The 23,070-nt window shown below is 68.5% G+C and carries 14 protein-coding genes; 6 read left to right on the plus strand and 8 right to left on the minus strand.

Features of this window, described 5'->3' with window-relative positions; translation table 11 throughout:
- Positions 1-13: 13 nt before the first annotated feature.
- On the minus strand, positions 14-415 hold the full coding sequence (gene pilG, locus ROV93_RS18965) for a twitching motility response regulator PilG (RefSeq protein ID WP_005418455.1): 402 nt from the start codon (positions 413-415) through the stop codon (positions 14-16).
- Between the two features lie 240 nt (positions 416-655).
- Here pilG and gshB point away from each other — a divergent pair, with 240 nt between their 5' ends.
- Positions 656-1,603 (plus strand): glutathione synthase, encoded by a 948-nt coding sequence (gene gshB, locus ROV93_RS18970; RefSeq protein ID WP_072168549.1) that lies wholly within the window; start codon positions 656-658, stop codon positions 1,601-1,603.
- A complete protein-coding gene (locus ROV93_RS18975) occupies positions 1,603-2,487 on the plus strand; it encodes an energy transducer TonB (RefSeq protein WP_072168548.1) in 885 nt (294 codons plus the stop codon). Before gshB ends, ROV93_RS18975 begins: the two co-directional genes overlap by 1 nt.
- 461 nt (positions 2,488-2,948) lie before the next feature.
- Here the strand turns inward: ROV93_RS18975 and tsaB are convergent, their stop codons facing one another.
- The 4 genes from tsaB to mrcB form a co-directional block, all read right to left on the minus strand.
- On the minus strand, positions 2,949-3,662 hold the full coding sequence (gene tsaB / locus ROV93_RS18980) for a tRNA (adenosine(37)-N6)-threonylcarbamoyltransferase complex dimerization subunit type 1 TsaB (RefSeq protein WP_072168547.1): 714 nt from the start codon (positions 3,660-3,662) through the stop codon (positions 2,949-2,951).
- Positions 3,663-3,671: 9 nt separating this feature from the next.
- Positions 3,672-5,720: an ATP-dependent DNA helicase gene (locus ROV93_RS18985; protein ID WP_072168546.1), complete on the minus strand. Its 2,049-nt coding sequence runs from the start codon at positions 5,718-5,720 to the stop codon at positions 3,672-3,674.
- Positions 5,721-6,327: 607 nt separating this feature from the next.
- Positions 6,328-6,864 carry a hypothetical protein gene (locus ROV93_RS18990; RefSeq protein ID WP_050562713.1) on the minus strand — a complete coding sequence of 179 codons (537 nt, stop codon included), beginning with the start codon at positions 6,862-6,864 and terminating at the stop codon, positions 6,328-6,330.
- The gene (gene mrcB, locus ROV93_RS18995) at positions 6,861-9,287 is read right to left on the minus strand and encodes a penicillin-binding protein 1B (RefSeq protein WP_072167685.1); all 2,427 of its coding nucleotides are present in this window, start codon (positions 9,285-9,287) and stop codon (positions 6,861-6,863) included. Before mrcB ends, ROV93_RS18990 begins: the two co-directional genes overlap by 4 nt.
- Before the next feature lie 96 nt (positions 9,288-9,383).
- Between mrcB and ROV93_RS19000 the strand changes: the two genes are divergently transcribed.
- Positions 9,384-11,483, plus strand: a complete 2,100-nt coding sequence (locus ROV93_RS19000) for a glycosyltransferase (protein ID WP_072167684.1) — start codon at positions 9,384-9,386, stop codon at positions 11,481-11,483.
- Here the strand turns inward: ROV93_RS19000 and ROV93_RS19005 are convergent.
- Together ROV93_RS19005 and ROV93_RS19010 are read right to left on the minus strand one after the other, a co-directional pair.
- A complete protein-coding gene (locus ROV93_RS19005) occupies positions 11,480-13,045 on the minus strand; it encodes a hypothetical protein (protein ID WP_049414184.1) in 1,566 nt (521 codons plus the stop codon). The genes ROV93_RS19000 and ROV93_RS19005 overlap by 4 nt on opposite strands.
- A 30-nt stretch (positions 13,046-13,075) precedes the next feature.
- Positions 13,076-15,232 carry a bifunctional (p)ppGpp synthetase/guanosine-3',5'-bis(diphosphate) 3'-pyrophosphohydrolase gene (locus ROV93_RS19010; protein WP_061480346.1) on the minus strand — a complete coding sequence of 719 codons (2,157 nt, stop codon included), beginning with the start codon at positions 15,230-15,232 and terminating at the stop codon, positions 13,076-13,078.
- Positions 15,233-15,362: 130 nt separating this feature from the next.
- On the opposite strand from ROV93_RS19010, the gene ROV93_RS19015 reads away from it, so the two are divergent.
- Positions 15,363-15,887 (plus strand): hypothetical protein, encoded by a 525-nt coding sequence (locus ROV93_RS19015; RefSeq protein ID WP_053500608.1) that lies wholly within the window; start codon positions 15,363-15,365, stop codon positions 15,885-15,887.
- 75 nt (positions 15,888-15,962) lie between these two features.
- On the opposite strand, the gene hrpA is transcribed toward ROV93_RS19015, so the two are convergent.
- A complete protein-coding gene (hrpA, locus tag ROV93_RS19020; protein WP_072167682.1) occupies positions 15,963-20,045 on the minus strand; it encodes an ATP-dependent RNA helicase HrpA in 4,083 nt (1,360 codons plus the stop codon).
- An 86-nt stretch (positions 20,046-20,131) separates the two neighbouring features.
- Between hrpA and ROV93_RS19025 the strand changes: the two genes are divergently transcribed.
- A complete protein-coding gene (locus ROV93_RS19025) occupies positions 20,132-20,680 on the plus strand; it encodes a Dps family protein (protein WP_005418469.1) in 549 nt (182 codons plus the stop codon).
- A gap of 508 nt (positions 20,681-21,188) precedes the next feature.
- Entirely contained in the window at positions 21,189-22,994 is a 1,806-nt protein-coding gene (gene recQ, locus ROV93_RS19030) for a DNA helicase RecQ (RefSeq protein WP_072167681.1), read from the plus strand.
- Positions 22,995-23,070 lie beyond the last annotated feature (76 nt).

Below are 23,070 nucleotides of genomic sequence, written 5' to 3' on the forward strand. Positions count from 1 at the left end.
CTTTCCCCCCTGGTCAGGCGTTGACGTATGTGCGGATGGCACCCAGCAGTTCTTCACGCGTAAAAGGCTTCGTCAGGTACTGCTCCGAGCCGACGATGCGTCCCCGCGCCTTGTCGAACAGGCCATCCTTGGACGACAGCATGATGACCGGGGTCGCCTTGAACAGCTGGTTGCCCTTGATCAGCGCGCAGGTCTGGTACCCGTCCAGGCGCGGCATCATGATGTCGACGAAGATGATCTGCGGTTGCTGGTCTGCGATCTTGGCAAGCGCTTCGAAGCCGTCGGTGGCGGTGACCACCTCGCAGCCTTCGCGCTTGAGCAGCGTTTCCGCAGTCCTGCGGATGGTCTTCGAATCATCGATGACCATCACCCGGAGTCCTGCGAGTTCCCCGCCCGCAGTCGTGTTTTCAGTCATTGCCTATCCCCAAGCGCACGGCCCGATCTCTGGCGGGGGCCGCTGCGAAAGCGTATCTATATCGCACTTTCCGCGCTCGCTTCAAGGCCGCCCCACGGCGCGGGGCATGGCCCCCTCCTGAACGTGACGGGTTTCGCAATGAGTGCGCGACCGCCGGGCGGACGCTGCGTTGCAGTATGGCAGGGAGGCGCGCGACCGGCGTTGCCGCTACCATCAACGCCTTGCCTGACAGGTGCGACCATGCCGTTGAACGTCATCGTGGTGATGGACCCCATCGCCCACATCAAGATCGCCAAGGACACCACCTTCGCCATGCTGCTGGAAGCCCAGCGCCGCGGCCATGCCCTGCACTACGTGCGGCCGGGCGGACTGGCCCTGGAAGGTGGCGTGGCGGTGGCCCAGACCGCGCCGCTGCAGGTGCGCGACGACCCGGCCGGCTGGTATGAGCTGGGTGAGTTCAGCCGTACCGAGTTCGGGCCCGGCCAGATCGTGCTGATGCGCAAGGACCCGCCGGTCGACGCCGAGTACATCTACGACACCCAGGTGCTGGACGTGGCCGCCGCTGCCGGTGCCTGTGTGGTCAACAACCCGCAGGGCCTGCGCGACTACAACGAGAAGCTGGCAGCCCTGCTGTTCCCGCAGTGTTGCCCGCCGACCCTGGTCAGCCGCGATGCCAAGGCGCTGAAGGCCTTCGCCCTCGAACACGGCCAGGCGGTGCTGAAGCCGCTGGACGGCATGGGCGGCCGCTCGATTTTCCGCAGCGGCCAGGGCGATCCGAACCTGAACGTGATCCTGGAGACACTGACCGACGGCGGCCGCAAGCTGGCGGTGGCCCAGAAGTTCATTCCCGACATCACCGCCGGCGACAAGCGCATCCTGCTGGTCGACGGTGAACCGGTCGATTACTGCCTGGCGCGCATTCCCCAGGGTGACGAGTTCCGCGGCAACCTGGCGGCCGGCGGCCGTGGCGAAGGGCGCCCGCTGAGCGAGCGTGACCGCTGGATCGCCGGCCAGGTTGGCCCGGAGATGAAGCGTCGTGGCATGCGCTTCGTCGGCCTGGACGTGATCGGCGATTACCTGACCGAGGTCAACGTGACCAGCCCGACCTGCGTGCGCGAGCTCGACGCGCAGTACGGCCTGAACATTGCCGGCACCCTGTTCGACGCGCTCGAGGCCGGCCTGCGCTGATGCCGTCCGCACCCGCCGTTCTGCCCCCGCCGCCACGCGAAGCGCAACGGCTGGGGGCCACCATCGCACTGTCGGTGCTGGTCCACGCCCTGCTGATCCTGGGCGTGGGTTTCGCCGTGAAAGGCGATGCTCCGCTGGTGCCGACGCTGGAAGTGATCTTCAGCCAGACGCGCACCGCACTGACGCCAAAGCAGGCTGATTTCCTTGCCGCCGCCAACCAGGAAGGCGGTGGCGAGCACGACCGCGCACAGCGTCCGCGCGACAACCAGGCCGGCATCGTGCCGCAGGCCCGGTCCGGGTTGAGCCCGGTGCCGCAGCAACAGCAATCGGCCGCCCCGGTTCCGCCGCCGCAGGCACGGGTGGTCAGCAGCCGCAACGGACAGGACTCGGTGGCACAGGCGCAGGCCCAGCCAACCCCGGAACGCCCCGAGCCGGACGCGCCGTTGAGTGCACGCGAGCAGCGCGATGTGGAGATGGCGCGACTGGCTGCCGAAGTGCATCTGCGCTCGGCGCAGTATGCCAAGCGCCCGAATCGCAAGTTCGTGTCGGCCAGCACGCGTGAATATGCCTATGCCAATTACCTGCGCGCCTGGGTCGACCGCGCCGAGCGCGTCGGCAACCTGAATTACCCGGACGAGGCCCGGCAGCGCCGGCTCGGCGGCCAGGTGGTGATCAGCGTGGGCGTGCGCCGCGATGGCAGCGTGGAGAGCAGCCGCATCCTGCGTTCAAGCGGGACGCCGCTGCTGGATGAAGCGGCGCTGCGGGTGGTGCAGCTGGCCCAGCCGTTCCCGCCGTTGCCGAAGACCGAGGACGAGATCGACATCCTGCAGGTCACCCGTACCTGGGTGTTCCTGCCGGGTGGCACCCTGCACGACGACCGGTAGGGGTTTGTTGCCCGGGCCTGCGGCCCGGGACCCGCTGAAAGGCTATAGCAACGGCAACAGCAACAGCGGCGGTTGGTGTACTGAAGCGTGGCGAGGCGGTGTCGGGCGGCGGGGACGCCGCAAGTACGTCCGTGTAGGCTTAGCCGCGGCATCCATGCCGCGGATACCCCGCCGCCCGACACCGCCCCGCCTCTGACAGATCACGGCGCACCATTGCTTGGGTAGGTGTCGACCTTGGTCGACACACATCCACGCCACGCGTGGATGCGAGCGAAGCGACCCGCTTTTGACTTTGATCTTCTTTTTTTTATTTTCCGTGGCGGACGCACACGGAAACTGTCAGAGGTCGGGCGGGGGTGGGTTCGCGGGGGTCACTTCAGAGACGGGTTCACGGCGTCCCCCGCGCACCCACCTCGCCCGGCCAAGCGCGGCTCGTGCTTTCGCGCCCCGCCACGAGGGGCTCAGCCGTTGGCCTTCGCCTTCGCCTCGCGCGCGGCCTGCTGCTCGACCAGGGTCAATGCCACGTTGTCGCGCAGGTACGCCGGCTCGACCTTCTCCGGTGCGATCGCCTCGCCACGCGCGAACGCCGGCACGGCCAGTGCCAGCACGTCCGACGCCCGCGGCAATGCCGCAGCATCGAAACCGCGCAGGCTACTGCCCAACTGTGCCACCAGCGCGCCGTCGCCCGCGCCGAAACCGGTACCGACACCGTAGGCCGACATTCCTTCCGGCAACGTCACCACGGAGGGCGCGCAGACGCGCTCGGCATCGCGCGCGACCGGCAGGCCGTCGACGCGTTCGAAGCGCGCGACGTAGAGTTCACCCATCCGGGCATCGATTGCCGACAGGATCTGCGTTTCTTCCACCGGTGCCCGCAGCGCCAGCACCTGCAGCGTCGAAACCGGCAGCAGCGGGCGGTCCAACGCCAACGCGATGCCCTGGGCGATGGCGATCGCCAGGCGCACACCGGTGAACGCCCCCGGGCCGCGACTGAGCGCGATGCCATCGAGCTGGCGACGGCTGATGCCGGCTTCGGCCAGCAGCGCCTCGGCCCATGGCAGGCTCAGGTCAGCATGCCGGCGCGGGGCGATCTCGAAGCGTTCCAGCACCTGCCCATCGACATGCAGGGCAACGGAGCAGGCTTCGGTGGCGGTTTCAAAGGCGAGCAGTTTCATCAGATCAGGTCAGAACAGGGGGAACGTGGCACCAGGAGCCGGCTCCGGGCCCGGCGCAACAGCGGCCGGGTCAGCCGCATCATCAGCCACGGGCACCCATTGTGGCGTAAAGAAGGCCTGCACATCGGCCAGGCTGCGGGTGCGGCGGAAGGGTGGCAGTGAATCCAGGAAGACCCGGCCATAGCCACGGTTGAGCAGGCGCGGATCGCACAGGACCAGCACGCCACGGTCGCTTTCGCTGCGGATCAGGCGACCGACACCCTGCTTCAGTGCGATCACCGCCTGCGGCAGCTGTTCGTCGCGGAACGGATTGCCGCCCTGGCTGCGGATCGCCTCCAGGCGTGCCTCGTACACCGGATCGTCCGGTGCCGCGAACGGCAGCTTGTCGATCATCACCACACTCAGCGCTTCGCCGACCACGTCCACGCCCTCGCGGAAACTGGCCGAGCCCAGCAGCACGCCATTGCCCGATTCACGGAAGCGCTGCAGCAGCGTCGCGCGCGGTGCCTCACCCTGCACGAACAACGGCCATGGCCCGTCGCGCAGTGCTTCGGCCGCCTCGCGCAATGCACGGTGCGAGGCGAACAACAGGAATGCCCTGCCCTGCGATGCCTGCAGTACCGGCCGAAGGGTCTGGATCAGCGCGGTTCCGAAGCCCCGTGCGGCCGGATCAGGCAGGCCTTCCGGGAGGTAGCACAACGCCTGCTCGGGCCAGTTGAACGGACTCGGCTGGACCAGGGTATGCGGATCGTCCAGGCCCAGGCGCGTGGCGATGTGGTCGAATCCATTGCCCACGGTCAGCGTGGCCGAGGTGAAGATCCATGCCGCGCGGCTGCGCTCGCGATGCTCGCGCAGCGGGCCGGACACATCCATCGGCGTACGCTGGCAGCGGAAACCCCGCGGCGTGAGCTCGTACCAGAGCACATCGGCGGCACTGGCGTGGTCCGCCGGATCGGCATCGAAATCGAGGGTGGGTTCATCATCGCCCAGCCAGCGCTGTAACCGCGACACCGCCTCGCGCGCCCGCGCATGGCAGGCGTCCAGACCCGCCGCTGATTCGCGCAGCGGTTGAAGTGCCTGCTCCAGCGCCACCAGGCCGGCCATCACCGTATCGAAGCCGTCGCGGACCTGTGGCATGGCCAGCGCACGCCACTGCGTACCCCGCGGCGGCAGCCCCTCCATCGCCGAACGCAACGCCAGCAACGCCAGTTGCAACTGGTCGACCGGCTCCTGCAGCGCCGATTGTGCGCCCCCTACGCCGCGCGCTTCAGCCAGGCAGTCGCGACCCAGTTCCTGCCATGGGCGCATGCCGAAACCTTCGCCGAAGAACTGCGCTGCCAGTTCGGGCAGCTGGTGTGCCTCGTCGATGACAAAGGCCTGCGCCCCCGGCAGCAACTCGCCGAAGCCGTCCTGTTTCAGTGCCAGATCAGCCAGCAGCAGGTGGTGGTTGACCACCACCACGTCGGCGGCCTGCGCACGCTGCCGTGCGCGCACCACGAAGCAGTCGTCCCAGAATGGGCAATCGGTACCCAGGCAATTGTCGACAGTGGAGGTGACCATCGGCAGCAGCGGCGAGTCATCGGCCAGGCCCTCCAGTTCGGCGATGTCACCGAACTCCGAGCGGCCGGACCACGCCAGGATGCGCTGGAACTGCGCGGCCTGTTCGGGACTGGAAAACCGCGGCTCGCCCCGCGCCTGCTGCAGTCGGTAGCGACACAGGTAGTTCGCGCGCCCCTTCAGCAGCGCGCTGCGCAGGCCGACGCCCAGCGCCTGGCGCACGCGCGGCAGATCGCGGTGGTAGAGCTGGTCCTGCAGCGCGCGGGTACCGGTGGAGATGATGGTGCGCAGCCCGGACAGCAGCACCGGCACCAGATAGGCGAAGGTCTTGCCGGTGCCGGTACCGGCCTCGGCCAGCAGCAGGTCCCGCTGCTGCAGCGCATCGGCAATGGCTGCGGTCAGGTGCAGCTGTGCCGGACGCGGGACGAAGGCATCCAGGTGCGAGGCGAGCGCGCCGCCTTCGCTGAGGGCTTCGCGGCTGGCATGGACAAGGTCGGACATCAGAGGGAAAGGATACCCGGCCGGGCGCTGCCCGGCACCCGTTTCAAGCCAGAGCGCAGGCAAAAGCAACAGCAACAGCGTGGTTCATGGCTCTGGGTTGCTGCGTGTTTGGCGGGGCAGGAGGGGCAGGCAGGACACGCCGTAAACCCGTCCATGGGGGCTCGATGGCGCCATCCATGGCGCCAACGGTCCTGCCTGCCCCTCCCGCCCCGCCTTCGACAGTTTCCCGGTGACGGATGGACGTGCTTCGTGGCGTCGCGCTTGCTCGACAGAAGCGGTGGGTCGAACGGAAACAAGAAGGGGTCGGAGCCGTTTTCCTGCGGAAAACGGATCCGACCCCACAACGAGTGCGCGCAGCGCGCGACCCGCTTTTGATTTTCTTTTTCTTTTCCGTGGCTGGACGCACACGGGAACTGTCAGAGGCCGGGGGGGGGGGGGGGGGGGGGGGGGGGGGGGGGGGGCGCCCCGCGGCGCCCCCCCCCCCCCCCCCCCCCCGGGCCGCCCCCCCCCCCCCCCCCCCCCCCCCCCCCCCCCCCCGGCCAAGCGCGGCTTTTGCTTTACTCGGCCAAGCAGCCAGCCACGAGGGGCTGTGCCGTTGGCTGAAAACTCAGTAACGCTTGATCCCCGGCACCGTGCAACCTTCAATCTGCGCGTGCGCCGACACCGCATTCTCCTTCTCGCCCCGCGCCAGCCGCGACTGCTCGATCGTCGCCCAGTGACGGCGGCACAGCGGCCCGGTCTTCGAGCCCAGATCCACGGCCTTGCGCGCGAACGTCTCCGCCTGTGCCCACTGCCCCTGCAGCAGCGCCAGTTCGGCACGCTCCTGCAGCACCGCCGGGTCACCAGCCACGATCTCCAGCGCATGGTCCAGGCTGCTGGCGGCACCGGCGAGGTCGTTGGCCTGGCGCTGCGCCTGTGCGGCCAGCCTCAGGTCTTCCACCTGCGAATCACGCAGCGGCTGCACCGACAGTTCCTTGTCGTCCGGACCCGCTGCAGCATCCACGGCCGCCAGGCGCTGCGCCGGCGTGGTGGTGTCGACCGGCTTGACTACCGGCGGCGCGCTGCTCACGCAGGCGGCCAGGGCCAGACTTAGGCCGGTCAGGGCCAGGGGCTGCAGCAGGGTTCGCATGTTCATCGGCATCATCGGCTCGGGGGAGGAGTGGTGGCGGCAGGTTCGGCGGGTGCTTCCGGCTTGCGGTCCAGGCCGAACCAGCTGCGCCAGCCACCGCCCTCGCCTTCAGCCTCGCCCTGCCCCTCGGGCGACGCGGCCGGCGCGCACGGCGCATAGGCAGGCGCATAGCCCACCACGAACGGGAAACGACGCGCGCCGGGGCAGCCTTCATCGGTGCTGTTGAGACCGGTGGGAGCCACCGGCTGCCAATCCAGGCCCTTGTTGCTGACCCGCAATGGCGCACTCGGCAGGCGCTGGAAGATGCCCGACCAGACCCGCATCGCGCCAGTGGCGCCATACAGGCCGGCCTGCTGGTTCTGATCGTTGCCGATCCAGATCACCGCCAGGTGGTCGCCGGTGTAGCCGGCATACCAGCTGTCACGGCCATCGTTGGTGGTGCCGGTCTTGCCGGCTGGCTGCAGACGGCCGAGGCCATCAGCATTGAGCCGCTGCGCGGTACCACTGGCGACGACCTGCTGCAGGCCGACACTGATCAGGTTGGCGGCAATCGAATCGCCTTCCTGTGCCGGTGCCGGGGTCTTGTCGTAGCGCTTGAGCAGCTTGCCCTGCGGATCGAGCACGCCACGCACGGCGTGCAACGGCTGGATCTCACCCCCGGACGCGAGGAACTGGTACAGCTGCGCCATCGCATACGGGCTCTGGTCGGTCGAGCCGAGGATCACCGCCGGATTGGCCTCGGCCTTGATGCCGGCCAGCACATGGATCAGCTGGGTCACGCGCTCGGGGCCGACCTGCATGCCCAAGCGCACCGTCGCCTGGTTGTACGAATGCGCCAGCGCATCGATCAGGCGCACCGTGCCGTGGCTGCGGTTGTCGGCGTTGCCGGGGCTCCAGTTGCGGCCGCGGCCGAGCTGCACCGTCACCGGCGAATCATCGACCCAGCTGGCCAGCGAATAGCGGTCCGGCTGCGCCAGGGCCAGCAGGTACACGAACGGCTTGAGCAGCGAACCGACCGGGCGCTGCGCCTCGATCGCACGATTGAAGCCGACCTCGGACACCTCACGGCTGCCGATCACCGCCAGCACGTCGCCGTTGTGCACGTCGGTCAGCACCATGCCGGCCTGCAGTTCAGGGCGACGCTGGCTTTCCAGCGACTTGATGGTGCGGGTCACCGCGCCTTCGGCATAGGCCTGCGCGGACGGCGACATACCGGTCATCACGCTCAGGCCCGCGCCCTGCAGCGCAGATTCCGGATAGTCATGCGCAAGCTGCCGGCGGACCAGGTCGACGTAGGCGGGGAAGCGGTTGGCTGCCACCAGGCCCGGTGTCTTGGGCACACCCAACGGAGCCTTCAGCGCGCGCTGGTACTCGGCATCGTCGATCAGCGTGGCCTCGTGCAGCTTGCCCAGCACGAAGTTGCGGCGATCCAGCGCGCGTTCCGGGTTGCGCCGCGGGTCGTAGAAGGACGGCCCCTTGACCAGGCCGATCAGCAGGGCGATCTGCTCGGTCTCCAGCGACTGCAGGTCACGCCCGAACCAGAATTCGGCACCGGAGGACATGCCATGGATCGCCTGGCTGCCGCGCTGGCCCAGGTACACCTGGTTGAGATACGCCTCGAAAATCGTGCGCTTGTCGTAGCGCGCCTCCATGATCAGCGCGTACAGCACCTCATTGAACTTGCGGGTGAGCGTCTGCTCCTTGCCGATGCCAAGCAGGCCGCTGCGGGCCAGCTGCTGGGTGAGCGTCGAGGCGCCCTGGCGGCTCTGGCCACCGGAACGGATCGTCACCCACACCGCGCGCGCGATGCCGGACAGGTCGATGCCGTGATGGCGGTTGAAGTCCTTGTCTTCCACTGCCTGCAGGCCGGTCACCAGCAGGTCCGGCGCCTCGTCCATGCGGATCAGGCGGCGTTCTTCCTGCTTCTGGCCGTACAGCGTGGCGATGCGCGCCGGATCCAGCCGCGCGGCCTTCAGTGCCTTGCGGCTGTCGGCGTCGCGCAGCGAGGCCACGCCGCCATCGGCCAGCGACAGCTCCACCCGGCGCGGCGCCACCCGGCCATCGACATCGTTGTATCCACGACTGGAGATCACGAAGCGACCGCCGTTCACCGCATAGGTGGCCGGCTCCTTGCCCTGGCCGTCATCACGATAGGCGGAGGCGGCCAGTTCGGTCTTCAGCGTGGACGCATCCATCGCCTTGCCGGGGGTGAGCACCAGCGGGCGCGCATACACGCGCGTCGGGATCTGCCAGCGCAGCTCGCCGAAACGCTGGGTCACCTGCTGGTTCAGGTACAGCGTATAGGGAATGAGGAAACCCAATCCCAATGCGACCGCAGCCATGCTCCAGGTGATCAGCCGGCGCCGCCACAGCGGACCGCTGTCCTGCGGGTCGTCGTCGAAATCGTCGATGTCGTCGGAATCGTAGCGTCGGGGCACGGGAATGCGAGAATGTAGGGTCTGGCGAGTCTACCCCAGCCACTGCGGCTGGCGAGTTCTCCCGGGTTCCCCTGCTTAAGCTGGAGTTGCAACCGGATGGCGATGTCCCTGGCCGAGATCCGATACCTGATCAACCGCCTGTCGGGCCTGGCCCGCCGGAGCCTGGCAAGCCTGCGCACCCGCGGGTGGCGGGCCACCTGGCAACGCATCCGCGTGCACACCCAGCGCGCCGTTCCCGCGCCGCGCACGCCGCTGTTCCTGCCGCCAGCACAGGCTTTCGCTCCCTTCACGGTGCCGTTCAGCGAGTTGCCGGAGGTAAGCATCGTCATCCCGGTCTACAACCACGTCGACCACACCCTGGCCTGCCTCCGCGCCCTGGCGGCACACCCGCCCGCAGCCGCGTGCGAGATCCTGGTGGTGGATGACGGCAGCAGCGACGCTACCGCACAGTGGATGCCGCAGGTGGCGGGCTTGCGCTATGAGGTGCGTGCGCACAACGGCGGCTTCATCGAAGCCTGCAACGAGGGTGTATCGCGCGCACGCGGCCGCTACGTGGTGCTGCTCAACAACGATACGGTGCCGCAGCCGGGCTGGCTCGACGCCCTGCTGGACACCTTCGGCAGCGTCCCCGACGCCGGCCTGGTCGGCAGCCAGCTGCTGTATCCCGATGGCCGCCTGCAGGAATCGGGCGGAGTGATCTTCGCCGATGGCAGTGGCTGGAGCTATGGCCGCTTCGAGGCCGCTGACGACCCGCGCTTCGCCAGCCTGCGCGACGTCGACTATTGCTCCGGTGCGGCGCTGATGCTGCCGCGTGCCCTCTGGCAGCAGCTGGACGGCTTCGATACCCGCTACAAGCCAGCGTACTACGAGGACACCGACCTGGCCTTCCGCGTGCGTGCACAGGGCCTGCGCGTGCTGGTGCAGCCGGCCAGCCGGGTGATCCACGACGAGGGCACCAGCAACGGCACCGACACCGGCAGCGGGGTGAAGGCCTACCAGGTGCGCAACCAGGCCATCTTTGCCGCTCGCTGGGCCACCGAGCTGGCCGGCCATCCGGCGGTCGGCGCAGTGCCGTCGCCAGCGCTGCTGCTGCGCGGCCGGCGCCAGGTGCTGATCCTGGACGAGGAAGTACCGCAGCCCGATCGCGATTCCGGGTCGCTGCGCCAGGTCAATCTGATCCGCCTGCTGCTGCAGGGCGGTGCCCACGTGGTATTCGTCCCGACCCGGCGCGAGCATGCCGGCGCGGCGACCGAGGCGCTGCAGCGGATGGGCGTGGAAGTCTGGTACGCCCCCTTCCTGGACGGTGTAGCCGGCTGGCTGCGCAGCCATGGGTCGCGTTTCGACGTGGCGATGCTGGTGCGCCACCACGTCGCCCACGAGTGCCTGCCCCTGCTCAAGCGCTATGCGCCGCAGGCACGAACCGTGTTCGACACGGTCGACTTGCACTACCTGCGCGAGCGCCGCGGTGCCGAAGTGGCGGGTGATGCGGCCCTGCTGCGCGCAGCAGAACGCACCCGCAGCAGTGAATTGGCAGTGATGGAGCAGTGCGACATCACCGTGCTGGTCAGTGCGGCCGAACGGGAGCAGCTGCAGGCCGATGCGCCGCGGGTACGGGTGGAACTGATTTCCAACCTGCACGAGGTTGCCGGCGCCGGCGCTGTCTACGAGCAACGACACGATCTGGTGTTTGTCGGTGGCTTCCGCCATCCGCCGAACCTGGACGGCATGGAGTGGTTCATCGGCGAAATCTTCGCCCACATCCGCGCCCGGCTGCCGGAGGTACGCCTGCACTGCATCGGCGCTGCGGCGCCGGAATCGTTGCTGGCACTGGCCGCACGCCACCCCGGCGTGCAGATGCACGGCTTCGTCGAGGACATCACGCCCTACATGGACGGCGCGCGCATTGCCATCGCACCGCTGCGGTTCGGTGCCGGCGTGAAAGGCAAGATCAACCTGAGCATGGCCCATGGCCAGCCGGTGGTCGGTACCACCTGCGCCGTGGAAGGCATGCACCTGCATCCTGGCCAGGACGTACTGGTGGCCGATGACGCTGCCGGTTTCGCCGATGCGGTGGTCCGCCTGTACCAGGACCCGCAGCTGTGGCAGCAATTGTCCGATGCCGGCCTGGCCAACGTCGCCGAACATTTCTCACTCGACGCCGCCCGTGCGACCGTGCAGCGGGTGTTCTTCGCCTAGTCCACCCGTCCACCGGCGCGGCGCAGGCGATCTTCAAACGCCGGCAGTTCGGCCAGATCCGGCTGCAGCAACCGCGCCTGTTCGGCGGCATGCGCGGCGAAGGCCAGGTCACCGTTACCGAGCCGCTCGCTGCCGATCGCCAGCCAGCGCTGGGCCAACCGCAGCCGCGCCGAGGGCAGTCCGGCTGCGGTCGGTGACAGGGTCTGCCAAGCCTGCAGGCAGGCGCCTGCCGCCTGCACGCGGTTCTGCCGCAGATTGTCGTCGAAGCAGCGTCGGCTGGCGGGCAGCAAGCGTGCGGCGGCTGCCTTCACCCGCGCATCGCGGGGAGCCAGCGACTGGGCTTCGCGCAACGCGTCGAACGCGCTGTGCCCGGGTGGGCTGATCCACTGCCCCGCGCGCTCGGCACGTTCGATCTTCCGCAGGTGGTCGCGCAGCTGGCGTTCGCGCTGCGCCGTGCTGACCGCGGGCTGCTGCAGAGCCCGCTGCGCCTGCTGCGCGCGCTGCAGGCGCTGCGCCAGTTGTTGCCGGACGGCCTGCGAAGCCCCCAGCTCCGCCGCCAGGGCCGCATCACGTTGCGCCGCATCGAACTGGAAGTCGTCGGCGGACTTCTGGCTGCGTGCAACCACTGCCTGCAGGGTCTGCTCACGCCCGCGCTGCGCATTGGAATCATCGGCGGCCACCACCAGCACCGCCTGGAAACCCTTGGCCGCAGCTTCCAGCTGCTGCCGTCGCAACGCACGCTGCGCCTGCCGCAGGCGCCGGTCGGCCGCGCGCGCGAGGGCCTCCTCGCTCGCCGGCAGATCGGCATGACCGGCATCGAACTGACGGGCACGACGCAGGAGCGCAGCCGCCTCGGCCAACTCCCCTCGCTCTGCCAGCGTGCGTGCCTGCAGCAGCAGGTCGCTCAGCGCATCTTCGCGCCCTTCCAGCGCCGGCAGGTTGTCCGGCTGCAGGGCCAGGATGCGCTGGAACAAGGGCAACGCACTGCTGTCGCCGTCATCCAGGCGTCCGGCCGCGAACGCGTTACGCGCCTGCGCCAACAACGCACCAATACCGGCTCCGGCGCTACGTCGCGCCTGCAACTGGCGGGCGACCGCATCGGCGTCGCCCTGCGGCACCTGCAGCTCACGGGCCAGTGCCAGGGCCTGCGCGCTGCCGTCCAGGTCATCCGCCTGCAGGCGATCGCGCGCCTGTTGCAGCGCTGCCGCGCCGGTATTGGCGAGGCCCTGGCGCGCCTGCGGGCGATCACCGTCCAGCGCCAGCGCCGCCTGGTAGCGCTCGCGCGCACCACTGCCGTCGGCATCGCTCAGGCGCCCAGCCGCCAATGCACGATCCCCCTCGGCCAGCAGCTGTTCGATCTGCGGCTCATCCCAGAACCAATCTGCCAACGGCTTGCGCAGCAGGACCAGCAGCACGAACACGGCCAGCGCTGCGAGCAGCGCCCAGCGCCAGATCCGGCGCGCATGGCGCGCCTGCAGCCACCACCAACGCCCCTCGCGACGGACACGGTCCAGCGCAGGATGTTCAGCGCCATGCGGGCGATGCGGGGGCTCGCGTTCCATGCGTGCAGGGTAGCCGGGGCAGCGTGAAGCTCAGCCGAGGCGACGCGCCTCGCTCACGCCCGGCAGCGCATCGAGCTTGCCCAGCAGCGTCGACAACTGCCCGTAGTCACTGACCTTCAGGCGCAGCCGCAGATGGGCACGGCCACTGTTGCGCACGTTGTCACTGTGGATGTCGAGCACGTAGGCGTCTTCCTGGGCGATCAGGTTGGTGATGTCCTTCAGCAGCCAGCGGCGATCGACCGCATCGACCACGACGTCCACCTCGTAGCCGCCCCCAGCCTGGCCCCACTCCACCGGCAGGATGCGCTGCGGGCTGCTGGCCGCCAGCCGGGCCAGCGCGGCGCAGTCTGCACGATGCACGGTGACACCCCGGCTACGGGTCAGGTAGCCGACGATCGGCTCGCCGGCCACCGGCTGGCAGCAGCGTGCCAGCTGCACCAGCAGGTTGCCCACGCCCTGCACGGTGAACTTGGACTTGCCCAGGTTCTCGCGGCGCGCGGTCGGCCGCGGCAGAGCCGGTGCGGGCGCGGGCTGGCTGGCGGCACGCTCCGCCTCCAGCAGCGCACGGCTGACCTGGTTCGGGCCGGTATCGCCCAGCGCCACCTGGATGTACAGGTCATCGACGCTGTCGGCATGGAACTTCTTCGCCGCCACAGCCAGGTCCGCGTGCTGCAGGCCCAGCCGCTTCAGCTCGCGCTCGAGTAGCTCGCGACCGGCCTGCACGTTGCGCGCGCGGTCCAGCTTGTGGAACCAGCTGCGCACCTTCTCGCGCGAGCGGTTGCTGGCCAGGAAGCCGTTGGCCGGCATCAGCCAGTCGCGGCGCGGATCGGCCTCCTTGCCGGTCAGGATCTCGACGCGGTCGCCGCTGCGCAGGCGGTAGGTCAGCGGCACGATGCGGCCGTTGACCTTGGCGCCGCGGCAGCGGTGCCCGACCATGGTATGCACCTGGTAGGCGAAATCGAGCGGCGTAGCGCCCTGCGGCAGGTCCAGCACCTCGTCCTTCGGGCTCAGCGCATAGACCCGGTCCTCGGTCAGCTCAGCATCAAGCGCCCCGGCCAGTTCATTGCCCTGCCCGTCCTGCGCCTGTTCCAGCAACTGGCGCATCCAGGTGATCTTGCGGTCGAAGGACTTCTCCGCGCCCTTGCCACCTTCCTTGTACTTCCAATGCGCGGCCACGCCCAGCTCGGCCTGCGAATGCATTTCATGGGTGCGGATCTGCACTTCGATGGTGCGACCTTCCGGGCCGACCACGGCGGTATGCAGCGAGCGATAGTCGTTGGCCTTCGGGCGTGCGATGTAATCATCGAACTCGCTCGGTACCGGTGCCCACAGCGCGTGCACCACGCCCAACGCGGCATAACAGGCGGCAACGTCGTCGACCATCACGCGCACCGCACGGATGTCATACAACTGGTCGAAGGCCAACCGCTTCTTCTGCATCTTCCGCCAGATGCTGTAGATGTGCTTCGGGCGGCCGCTGACTTCGGCCTTGATGCCCTGGGCGACCAGCTCGCGCGACAATACCTTCTTGACGTTCTCGACGTAACGCTCGCGGGCGATGCGGGTTTCATCCACCTCGCGGGCGATGCGGCGGTAGGTTTCCGGTTCCAGGTGGCGGAACGCCAGGTCCTCCAGCTCCCACTTCAGCTGCCAGATGCCCAGCCGGTTGGCCAGGGGCGCGTGGATGTCGCGGGTCAGCTGGGCCAGCGCGCGCCGCTGCTCCTCGTCCAGCTTGTCGGCCGCACGCATCCTCGCGAGCTGGCGCGCCAGCAGGATCGGCACCACGCGCAGGTCGCGGATGATCGCCAGCAGCAGCCGGCGCAGGCCCTCACTGTTGCGCCCCGCCTCACGGCCGGCATGCAGCGCCCACACTGGATCGGCCGCATCCTGGCCATCCAGCAGGCCGGTCACCGCCGCCTTGTGGTTGCCCAGCGGCAGCTGGTCCAGGCTGGCGCGCAGGCCCGGCAGGTCGAACAGCAATGCGGCCACCACCGCGCCTTCGTCGGCCGAGAGCATCGCCAGCGCATCGAGGGTATCGCCCAGCACCGACCAGCTGGCACGCATCTGGTGGTCGCAATCCGGCGCTTCCCAATGCTCACGCAGGGCCTGGCGCAGCGGAGCAGGCAGCACCGCTGCCGAGGGACGGTTCAACAAGGCATCCAGGCCGGGGACGGAAGCGCGGTTCACAGCATCGAGCAGGCAAGACAGAGGCCCCTACACTAGCGCCGGCGCCGTTCAGGGACAATCACTGCACCTACCATCACCCGGCATGAAGACATGCCGCTACACTCGCCCACACACCCAGGAGAGACCCGCCATGCCTTCGATTGCCCCGCGCGTCCGTCCACGGCTGCTGGCCTGTGCCGCCGTGCTGCTGTCCCTGTCCGCGCCTGCGCTGGCCCAGCGCGTGGTGGAGGGCGACCTGCAGCAGCAGATGTCGCCCTCCGAGTTCAAGGCCGCCGGCCTGGACAAGCTCAGTGCCGGTGAACTGGCCACGCTCAACCGCTGGCTGCAGGGCAAGGTCGAGGCGGCCACCACCCAGGCCGTCGCCGCAGCGCGCGAAGAAGGCCGCCAGGAAGTGATCAAGAAGAACCGCGGCTTCCTGGACTTCGGCAGCAGCGAACCGATCGAAAGCAACCTGCAGGGTGAATTCCGTGGATTCGGCCAGGGCCGCCGCTACGTGCTGCAGAACGGCCAGGAGTGGGAGCAGATAGACGCCACGCACTATTCCGGTGGCCGCAAGGACGCCCCGGGCGTCAGCATGCGCCCAGGGGTGATGGGCGCCTGGTATATGAAGGTGGACGGGGTAAACGTGCAGCCGAAGGTTCGCCGCACCAAGTAACGTCCGGGCATTCCGGCCGTGCCCGGCTCCCTGCCCGGCCGGCCCCGGTCGCCCGAGGGGGCGGCCGGGGCGCGCTCAGGCCTGGCGCAATGCAGCCACGCGCTGCGCCAGCTTCTTCGCCGAGATGCCGGTGCGTGCCCCCAGCTCCTGCGCGAACAGCGATACCCGCAGTTCTTCCAGATCCCAGCGCAGCGCCTGCCATTGCGGGCGATCACGCAGGCCCTGCTGCTCGCCCGCCTCCAGCGCTTCCAGGAACGGATGCAGTTCCAGCATGCGCGCCTGGTCGCGCGGCGGATCACGCTTGGCACGTTCGGTGCGCAGGATCATCGCCTTCAAGTAACGCGGGTACTGCGCCAGCGCGTCGGCCGGCGTGTCGCGCAGGAAGCCGGGGTGGATCAGCCCGGCCAGCTGCGCTTCCATGTCGTCCAGGTTGCCGCGCGCCCAGCCCATCAGCGGCGCCTCCAGCATCGGCTTCAGCTCCGCCACCAGCGCCAGGATGGATTCGGCCAGCTTCAGCCGCGACATCGCCTCGCCAAACAGGGCCTTGGCGGCATGCTCGCGGCGCTGCTCGAAGGCCGCCGCATCACGGATGTCTTCCAGGCCCTCGGCCAGCACCGCGTTCATCGCTGCATCGACCAGGTCACCACGCAGGCGCTCCTGCGATTCGATCGCGGCATACAACAGGCCGGTCTTGGCACCGACCGGCAACTGCTTGCGTGCCTGCTTCACCTTGTCGGCCAGGGCGATCTCCAGCAGGCGGCGCACGCCCAGCGGATGGGCGTCCTGCGCCTGCTGGCGGTCGGCGAAGATGCGCAGCGCCACGCTGTCGCCCTCGTCCAGCAGCGCCGGATAGGCCGGCACGCCGGCTTCACCGGGTACCTGCAGCGGAATCGGCGTGGCCGGGAACGTGCGCAGGCCGTCAGCCGCCATCTCGCGCCCGGCACGCGCGGCGAAGGCATCGCCAGCACGGCCACCGAATTTCGCGCGCAGCGCTTCCAGATCACGCGAGGTGGCCAGCACCTTGCCCTGTTCGTCGCGCAGCCGCAGGTTCATGTGCAGGTGTGGCTCGATCGAACCCGGCTCGAAATCCAGTGCGGTCACCGTCGCGCCGGTCGCACGTGACAGGAAACGCGCCAGCTCGCCGGTGATGGCATCGGCGCTGGGCTGCGGGAAGGCCTCGTAGAACGCGCGACCGAAGTCCGGCGCCGGCACGTAGTTGCGGCGCATCGCCTTGGGCAGGCTGCGGATCAGTGCCGAGGCCTTGTCGGCAACAAAGCCCGGCGCCAGCCAGCCCAGCTGCACCGGGTCCAACGCGTTGAGCAGGTGCAGTGGCACGTCCAGGGTGACGCCATCGTCGTCGGCCCCCGGTTCGAAGCGGTAGTGCAGCGGCAAGCGCGCCTGGCCCAGCGCCAGGTACTTCGGATAGCGCTCCTGTTCGCTGCCCTCACCGGGCAACAGGTCTGCCAACGACCAGTGCAGCGCCTTGCGCTGTTCCGGCGCCAGCCCTTTCCACCAGCTATCCAGTCCCGCCGCCGAGTGGATCTGCGGCGGCACCCGGTCCAGGTACCAGCGTGCCTGCCAGTCTTCGTCGGCAACGATGCCGGCGCGGCGCAGCTTGGCTTCTTCCCCGCGCGCGACCTCCAGCACCTTCTGGTTGTCGGCGACGAAACTGGCACGGGTATTGATCTCGCCGGTCACCAGCGCCTGGCGCACGAAGATGTCATGCGCCTCGCCCGGCGCGATGCGGCCGTAATGGACCGGTTTCTTCGGTGCCAGCACCAGGCCGAACAGGCTGATCTGCTCGGACGCCAGCACCTGGCCCTGCGCGCGCGACCAGTGCGGGTCGAAGTGCTTGCGCAGCAGCAGGTGCGGCAGTTCGGCGATCACCCAGTCCGGCTCGATCGCGGCCAGGGTCATGCCCCATACCTTCTGCGTATCCAGCAGGTTGGCCACCAGCAGCCACGGCGGTGGCCGCTTGGCCAGCGCCGAGCCGGGGAACGGCAGGAAGCGGCGCTGGCGTGGTGCCTGGAAATCGCCCTTCTCGGTGCGGTGGCCGATCTGCGTCGGCAGGCCCGCCACCAGCGCCCGGTGCAGGGTCTGGTAGGCAGCGGCACGCACGCGTTCGCTGAAGCCGCCGCCGACGGGCGCCTGTTCCTTCTGCGCGCGCGCGGCCGCCGGTGCCGGTGCGGCCTCGGCCTTGCCTTCGCGGGCCAGGCGCGCGGCACGATGCAACTGGCCGCGGGTGGCCTTTACTGCGGCCGCGTCATCACGCGCCGGTGCCGGCGCACTGCTGCCGGCCAGCAACGGTGCCATCGACGCCTCGCTGGCCTCTTCCTTCCAGCCCAGTTCCTCGCACAGCAGCCGCAGCTGGCGATGCAGCTCGCGCCACTCGCGCATGCGCAGGAAGCCGAGGAAATGACGTCCGCACCAGTCGCGCAGCTTGGACTGGGTCAGGTCTTCGTGGGCCTGCCGGTAGGCATCCCACAGGCGCAGCACGCCGACGAACTCGGAGCGGCCATCGGCGAACTGCGCATGCGCGTTGTCGGCGGCACCGCGCGCTTCCGGCGGGCGTTCGCGCGGGTCCTGGATGCCCAGGAACGAGGCAATCACCAGCATCGGCCGCAGGCAGCCTGCAGCCTGTGCGGCGACCAGCATGCGCGCCAGCTTCACGTCCACCGGCAGGCGCGCCATCTGCTTGCCGATGGTGGTCATGCGCCGCTCGGCATCGATCGCGCCCAGCTCGGTCAGCTGCTGCCAGCCATCGGCAACGGCACGCTCGTCCGGCGCCTCCAGGAACGGGAACTCCTCGATGCGGCCCAGGCCCAGCTGCAGCATGCGCAGGATCACGCCGGCCAGGCTGGAGCGGCGGATTTCCGGATCGGTGAACTCCGGCCGCGCCTGGAAATCCGCCTCGGCGTACAGGCGGTAGCAGATGCCTTCGGCGATACGGCCGCAGCGACCCTTGCGCTGGTTGGCGCTGGCCTGCGAGATCGGCTCGATGTGCAGGCGATCCAGCTTGTTGCGCGGGCTGTAGCGCTTGACGCGGGCGAAGCCCGGATCGACCACGTAGCGGATGCGTGGCACCGTCAAAGAGGTCTCGGCCACGTTGGTGGCCAGCACGATGCGCCGGTTCGGCCCGGGGTTGAACACCCGGTCCTGGTCCTGGTTGGACAGGCGCGCGTACAGCGGCAGCACCTCGGTATTGCGGTACTTGCGCCGTTCCAGCGACTGGTGCGCATCGCGGATCTCGCGCTCGCCCGGCAGGAAGATCAGCACGTCGCCGCGTGCGTCCAGGCGAGTGATCTCGTCGATGGCCGACACGATGGCATCGTTGACGGTGCGCTCGCCCTGGTCTTCGCCCTCACCTTCCAGCGCGCGGTAGCGCACTTCCACCGGGTAGGTACGGCCTTCGACGCTGATCACCGGCGCATTGTCGAAATGCTGGGCGAAGCGTTCGGTGTCGATGGTGGCCGAAGTGACGATCAGCTTCAGGTCCGGGCGCTTGCGCAGCAGCTGCTTCAGGTAGCCCAGCAGGAAGTCGATGTTGAGGCTGCGTTCGTGTGCCTCGTCGACGATGATCGTGTCGTAGTTCGACAACCAGCGGTCGCTGGCGATCTCCGCCAGCAGAATGCCGTCGGTCATGAACTTGATGCGGCTGTCGTCGCTGACCTTGTCATTGAAGCGCACCTGGTAGCCCACCAGCTGGCCCAGTTCGCTCTGCAGTTCCTGCGCCACGCGGCTGGCTACCGCACGTGCGGCGATCCGTCGCGGCTGGGTGCAGCCGATCATGCCGGCCTGGCCACGGCCTGCGGCCAGGCACAGTTTCGGCAGCTGGGTGGTCTTGCCCGAACCGGTTTCACCGGCGATCACCACCACCTGGTGGTCGCGGATCAGTTTGATGATCGCGTCGGCTTCACGCGCAATCGGCAGCTGCGGGTCCAGAGTAATGGACGGCTGCTGTTGCGCCCGCACCTGCCGGCGCTGCACCGACGCCTGCAAGGCCTGCTCGAAAGTAGCGGCCAGTGCCGCATCCTGCGGCTTGGCCTGGCAACGCGAGAGCATTCCCAGCAAACGGCCCCGGTCGCGGCTCATGGCGCCGTCGATGGCGGCGCGCTGTTGGCGCAGGCGGGGCGATGGATTTTTATCGATAGAGTTCATCAATCGGTTCGTTCAAAACTTTGAAAGCGACCAGTCATCACGACCGGTTTATTGTGAAGGCCAACGATTCCACAAGGAGGAACCCCATGGCGAAGACCAAGAGCACGACCAAGGCCAAGACCGGCAAGCAGAAGCTTGCAGCGGCGGCACCGTCGGCGCCGAACATCGATATCGGGATCACCCAGGGCGACCGCAAGAAGATCGCCGACGGTCTGTCGCGCTTCCAGGCCGACGCGTTCACGCTCTACCTGAAGACGCACAACTTCCACTGGAACGTGACCGGGTCGATGTTCAACTCGCTGCACACCATGTTCGAGACGCAGTACACCGAGCAGTGGGCGGCACTGGACGACGTGGCCGAGCGCATCCGCGCGCTGGGCTTCAATGCCCCGGGCTCCTACCGGGAATTCGCTGCGCTGACCTCGATCGTCGAGGAACCGGGCCTGACCGACAGTGCGGACTGGCGTGAAATGGTACGCCAGTTGGTGGTCGCCAACGAAGCGGTATGCCGTACGGCGCGTGAAGTGCTGGATGTGGCGGCCAAGGGTGACGATGCCCCGACCGAGGATCTGATGACCCAGCGCCTGCAGACCCACGAGAAGTACGCCTGGATGCTGCGTTCCCTGCTGCAGTAAGGGTTGGGGGGGGCGGCAGGGCTGCGCCCTGCACCCGCAGAGGCAACTGCAACGTCAACGTCAACGTCAAAAGCGGGCTATCCGTGGGTTGGCGGGGCGGGTCCAGTTGCGGGGGACGCCGTGAATACGTCCATGTAGGCTCGGTCGCCGCATCCATGCGGCTCACGCCCCCGCAACCGGACCCACCCCGCCTTCGACAGTTTTCCGCGATCTGCCAGCAAAGCCATTGGGGTCAGATCCGTTTTCCGCAGGAAAACGGATCTGACCCATTTTGTTTGTCGATATCTGACAGATTTCATCCACGCATGGCGTGGATCTACCGCCCACCGGGCCAAGTCCGGGGGAGAGCCCCCTGAGTCAGGGGGCGGACGCGAAGCGGCGGGGGTCTGGGAGCTGGTAAGTGAGGCCCGCGTTTCGCGGAGCGAAGCGTGGGAGCGGCAGCGCGCATGCGATGGCGCGTTCCCAGGGCGCAGCCCTGCCGACTCCCCCGCCGGGGTAAACTAGCGCGATGGCTTCCCGTCCCGCGCACGACCTGCTCCAACGCGTCTTTGGTTACGACGATTTCCGTGGTCCGCAGCAGGACATCGTGGAGCATGTGGCTGCCGGTCACGACGCCCTGGTGCTGATGCCCACCGGCGGCGGCAAATCGCTGTGCTACCAGGTCCCGGCCCTGCTGCGTGACGGTTGCGGCATCGTCATCTCGCCGCTGATCGCACTGATGCAGGACCAGGTCGAAGCCCTGCGCCAGCTCGGCGTGCGCGCCGAGTACCTGAATTCAACCCTGGATGCCGAGACCGCCGGCCGCGTCGAGCGCGAGCTGCTCGCCGGCGAACTGGACATGCTGTATGTCGCCCCTGAGCGGCTGCTGACCGGGCGTTTCCTGTCGCTGCTGTCGCGCAGCCAGATCGCCCTGTTCGCCATCGACGAAGCACACTGCGTGTCGCAGTGGGGCCATGACTTCCGCCCCGAATATCGCCAGTTGACCGTGCTGCACGAGCGTTGGCCGCAGATCCCGCGGATCGCGCTGACCGCCACCGCCGATCCGCCGACCCAGCGCGAGATCGCCGAGCGCCTCGATCTGCAGGAAGCGCGCCATTTTGTCAGTTCCTTCGACCGCCCCAACATCCGCTACACCGTGGTGCAGAAGGACAACGCCCGCAAGCAGCTGACCGACTTCCTGCGCGGCCACCGTGGCGAGGCCGGCATCGTCTACTGCATGTCGCGGCGCAAGGTCGAGGAGACCGCTGAATTCCTCTGCGGCCAGGGCTTCAACGCTCTGCCTTACCACGCCGGCCTGCCGCCGGAAGTGCGCGCCGGCAACCAGCGCCGCTTCCTGCGCGAGGACGGCATCGTGATGTGTGCCACCATCGCCTTCGGCATGGGCATCGACAAGCCGGACGTGCGCTTCGTCGCGCATACCGACCTGCCCAAGTCGATGGAGGGCTACTACCAGGAAACCGGACGCGCAGGCCGCGATGGCGAAGCCGCCGAGGCCTGGCTGTGCTACGGCCTGGGTGATGTGGTACTGCTCAAGCAGATGATCGAGCAGTCCGAGGCGGGCGAAGAGCGCAAGCAGCTGGAGCGGGCCAAGCTCGACCATCTGCTGGGCTACTGCGAATCGATGCAGTGCCGCCGCCAGGTGCTGCTGGCCGGCTTCGGCGAGACCTACCCCCAGCCGTGCGGCAACTGCGACAACTGCCTGACGCCACCGGCCTCGTGGGACGCGACCATACCGGCACAGAAGGCGCTGAGCTGCGTCTACCGCAGCGGCCAGCGCTTCGGTGTCGGCCACCTGATCGACATCCTGCGCGGCAGCGAGAACGAGAAGGTGAGGCAGCAGGGCCACGACAAGCTGAGCACTTATGCCATCGGCCGCGACCTCGATGCACGCACCTGGCGCAGCGTGTTCCGCCAGCTGGTCGCGGCCAGCCTGCTGGAAGTGGACAGCGAGGGTCACGGTGGCCTGCGCCTGACCGATGCCAGCCGCGACGTGTTGACCGGCCGCCGCCAGATCAGCATGCGCCGCGACCCGGCCAGCAGCAGCAGCGGACGCGAGCGCAGCGCGCAGCGCACCGGCCTGTCGGTACTGCCGCAGGACCTGGCCCTGTTCAACGCGCTGCGCGGCCTGCGCGCCGAACTGGCCCGGGAACAGAACGTACCGGCGTTCGTGATCTTCCACGACAGCACGCTGCGCAACATCGCCGAGCGGCGCCCGACCAGCCTGGATGAACTGGCCCGGGTCGGCGGCATCGGCGGTACCAAGCTGAGCCGCTATGGCCCGCGCCTGGTCGAGATCGTGCGCGAAGAGGGGTAAGCCGGGCTCGGCTCTACATTGGTGCGGCTCCAACCTTGAACCGGCCATTCAGCCGGAAGTGCATCCGCACCCGCTT

Source organism: Stenotrophomonas maltophilia group sp. msm4 (assembly GCF_032025605.1).
Classification (GTDB): Bacteria; Pseudomonadota; Gammaproteobacteria; order Xanthomonadales; family Xanthomonadaceae; genus Stenotrophomonas; species Stenotrophomonas sepilia.

Coding starts and splice junctions, on each gene's coding strand:
- gshB (WP_072168549.1), top strand. CDS start 656: ATGCCGTTGAACGTCATCGTGGTGATGGACCCCATCGCCCACATCAAG.
- ROV93_RS19000 (WP_072167684.1), top strand. CDS start 9,384: ATGGCGATGTCCCTGGCCGAGATCCGATACCTGATCAACCGCCTGTCG.
- ROV93_RS19005 (WP_049414184.1), bottom strand. CDS start 13,045: ATGGAACGCGAGCCCCCGCATCGCCCGCATGGCGCTGAACATCCTGCG.
- ROV93_RS19015 (WP_053500608.1), top strand. CDS start 15,363: ATGCCTTCGATTGCCCCGCGCGTCCGTCCACGGCTGCTGGCCTGTGCC.
- ROV93_RS18985 (WP_072168546.1), bottom strand. CDS start 5,720: ATGTCCGACCTTGTCCATGCCAGCCGCGAAGCCCTCAGCGAAGGCGGC.
- tsaB (WP_072168547.1), bottom strand. CDS start 3,662: ATGAAACTGCTCGCCTTTGAAACCGCCACCGAAGCCTGCTCCGTTGCC.
- hrpA (WP_072167682.1), bottom strand. CDS start 20,045: ATGAACTCTATCGATAAAAATCCATCGCCCCGCCTGCGCCAACAGCGC.
- ROV93_RS18990 (WP_050562713.1), bottom strand. CDS start 6,864: ATGATGCCGATGAACATGCGAACCCTGCTGCAGCCCCTGGCCCTGACC.
- recQ (WP_072167681.1), top strand. CDS start 21,189: ATGGCTTCCCGTCCCGCGCACGACCTGCTCCAACGCGTCTTTGGTTAC.
- ROV93_RS19025 (WP_005418469.1), top strand. CDS start 20,132: ATGGCGAAGACCAAGAGCACGACCAAGGCCAAGACCGGCAAGCAGAAG.
- pilG (WP_005418455.1), bottom strand. CDS start 415: ATGACTGAAAACACGACTGCGGGCGGGGAACTCGCAGGACTCCGGGTG.
- ROV93_RS18975 (WP_072168548.1), top strand. CDS start 1,603: ATGCCGTCCGCACCCGCCGTTCTGCCCCCGCCGCCACGCGAAGCGCAA.